At 64.5% G+C, this 3,073-nt stretch carries 2 protein-coding genes; one reads left to right on the forward strand and one right to left on the reverse strand.

What is annotated here, in order from left to right; genetic code table 11:
- Positions 1-73: 73 nt before the first annotated feature.
- Positions 74-1,069, forward strand: coding sequence for a KpsF/GutQ family sugar-phosphate isomerase (locus AC1DT3_RS16425; RefSeq protein WP_477466311.1), 996 nt, complete (start codon positions 74-76; stop codon positions 1,067-1,069).
- A 4-nt stretch (positions 1,070-1,073) separates the two neighbouring features.
- Here the strand turns inward: AC1DT3_RS16425 and AC1DT3_RS16430 are convergent.
- Positions 1,074-3,073 (reverse strand): autotransporter family protein (locus tag AC1DT3_RS16430; protein ID WP_477466312.1); only part of this gene is annotated, 2,000 nt, incomplete at its 5' end.

A 3,073-nucleotide genomic window follows, 5' to 3' on the forward strand; every position in this document is an offset into this window, starting at 1 on the left:
GCGTCAAGTGTGACCGTTGGATCGAAGCGGGAGGGGGTTCGCTTGATCCCCTCTCCATGGTAGAGGGCGGGCCATGGCTCTTGCGACCGCAACACAGACTTCACCCGATCAGGCCGTGGCTTCGGCCCTGCGTACCCTCGGCACCGAGCGGGACGGCCTCGCCGCCCTCATGGAGGCTGTCGGCAACGGACTCGGCGAAGCGTTCACCGCCGCCGTCGATCTGATCGCTTCCGCCAAGGGCCGTGTGATCGTCAGCGGCATGGGAAAGTCGGGTCACGTCGCCCGCAAGATAGCCGCAACCCTGGCGTCGACCGGGACCTCTGCCTATTACGTGCACCCAGCCGAGGCGAGCCACGGCGATCTGGGCATGGTTCGGGCGGAGGATGTGATCATTGCTCTGTCGTGGTCCGGTGAGACTACGGAGCTTGCCGATCTGATCGGCTATGCCAAACGTTTCCGCGTTCCTCTCGTCGCTCTGACGTCCGGCGCTGTTTCGACGCTGGGGGATGCAGCCGACATCTGCCTCGTTCTGCCGAAGGCCAAGGAGGCCTGCCCGAACGGACTCGCGCCCACGACATCCACCACGATGCAGCTCGCCCTTGGCGATGCTCTCGCGGTCGCGCTCCTCGAAAAGCGCGGATTCACGGCCGAACATTTCCGGGTCTATCACCCGGGCGGCAAGCTCGGCGCGCAGCTCAAACTGGTGCGCGACGTGATGCATCAAGGCGAGCGACTTCCCTTGGTCGGTATCGACGCCTTGATGGACGAGGCCATTCTCGAGATCGGCCGCAAGGGCTTCGGTTCCGTGATCGTCGTCAACGCCGACGGCACGCTCGCCGGCATCGTGACCGACGGCGACCTGCGCAGGAACCTGCGCCCCGACCTGACCACGCTCCCCGTGACGGCCGTCATGTCCCGCTCGCCGCGTACGATCGCGCCGGACGACCTTCTCGCTTCCGCGCTGGAGATCCAGGAATCGGCGAAGATCACCGCGTTGATCGTGACCGACCAGGGACGGCCGGTCGGTTTGGTGCACTATCTCGATTTGCTGCGCGAAGGCGTGGCCTGATCGCTCACCACGTGACGCGCAGGCCGAGATTGCCGGACAAGGTCCGACGCTCGTTGCCATCGAGATCCGTCGTGTAGCTCGCGGAAGCAAACAGATTGAGGGACGGCATGACCTGCGCCGTCAGGCCGCCGCCGAGTTCGAATGCCGTCGCCCCACGCTCGGTGTCGATCGGTGTCGATGCGAACCAGACCCGGTCGGTTCCCGCGAAGCCGTGCCAGAGATCCGCCTTGAGATAAGGCTTGATGATCGTCGTCGCTCCAGCAAGAAACACGCCTTGCAGACGGACGCCGAGCCGCCCCGTGAACGCATTCGAATCGTCGTACCTGATCGTCGTTGTCGGATCCTGCGTGCTGTCAAAGGAGGATCGCTGCCAGATGATCTGCGCCTGCGGCTCCAGAGACCAATCGCCGCCAAGCAGAATGGGATAACCTGCTTCGAGCGAAGCCGTGACGGTCGACCCGTCGAGCTTCTGGCCCGAACCCGTGATCGAGCGCGGCTCGCCGTCGATCCAGGAATTCATGAGTACCGCATCGACGTACCAACCGGTCGGACCGGTATGCGTCCAATAGGCGCCGAGGCTCGTCGTATCGAGGTTGAGCGAACCGACCGCGCTGCGAAGTTGTCCGCGTGCGAAGCCGCGGAGATCGCCGTCAGTCTTCGCATAGCCGAAAAACAGGCCGAAGCGGTCGCGCTGGCAATCGTCCCAATCGAATCCGAACAGATCCAACCCGGTCTGAAGCCCGACGACGGAGCCATCGAATTCCGGCCTGACAGTGCCGGACCAACGCTGGTTTTGTTGTTGTCCGAAGGCCCTTCCCCAGCCCCCTTTCGTCGACGGCACGCAAGACAAGACCTGAGACAATCCCGTCGCCGGCGCTGCGTCGCTCCGGCGCATGTCCGACGGGCCGAGGGTTGCGATCGCGCTCTCCCGCGCCAACGATGACGACGCCGCCTGGAGGGCAACCTCCGGCCGATAGAAGGGTGTCGCAATGGTGGGAGTGCCCGGCGTCGGCGATGGCAATGGAGGCGAACCCGGCGACGGTGTCGGCGTCGGAACGCTCGGATCTGACGGAACTTGCGGCGCACTCGAGCGGAGATACCAATTGTTCTGCGTGCCGGCCGCGACGCCGCCATGATAGAGGAAATACTCGAAAGCACCGGCGGCAACCGGGCCCGACAGGGCGAACGACGAGCCCGCCGTCGTGCCGCCGTCCGTGGTCTCGACCACAAGGATGCCGTTCTGGGTCGTCAAACCGCCGGAACCGCCGAGATTGACTGGGCTGATCGTCGTGATACCCGATCCTGCCCCCCGCGCGATGATCAGACGATCGGACGGCGCACCGTCGGCGCCGAGAATTGTCTGGACGCGGAGACGACCATTCGCGCCGACGTAATTGCCACCGATCGTCACTGTATCCGTCGCCGAGGCCGCTCCGTTCGTCAGATCGATCGTACCCGCATTGGTGACCGTGACGACGCCACCCGTCGCGAAGGACTGAATTGAACCGTTCGATCCGCCGCCGCCAAGGACAACGCTTGTCGCGTCGATCGACAATCGGCCCGTCTGCGTGACGGAATCGCCGAGACTCAATGTGCCATCCAGAGTCAGCTGCGCCCCGTTGCTGAGACCGATCTGCTCCCAAAGCTGAAAGCGCCCGACGCCGCCGGTGACAACCGAATCCATCGTCAACACGTCGACGCCGAGACCGCCCGTCACGGAACGCGTTGCACCGAGATTGGCCACCGTCAAATTGCGCAACATCGCCACATCGTCGTCGGCACCGAGATCGATTGTGCCGGCGATCGTGCCTCCGCCCGACCAAGTGAACAGGTCGCTGCCGGTGCTCATCCGAACGTCGCCGACGACCTCACCGCCCGTTACCGTCACCCGGTCGACGCCGCCGCTGACGCTGATGTTGCCGCCGATAAAGCCGTTCGACAGAAGGATGGTGTCGTTGCCGAAACCGGCCACGAGGTTGCCGTCGATTCTGCCTCCCGACATGT

It is taken from the genome of Microvirga sp. P4_G7, from assembly GCF_056401005.1.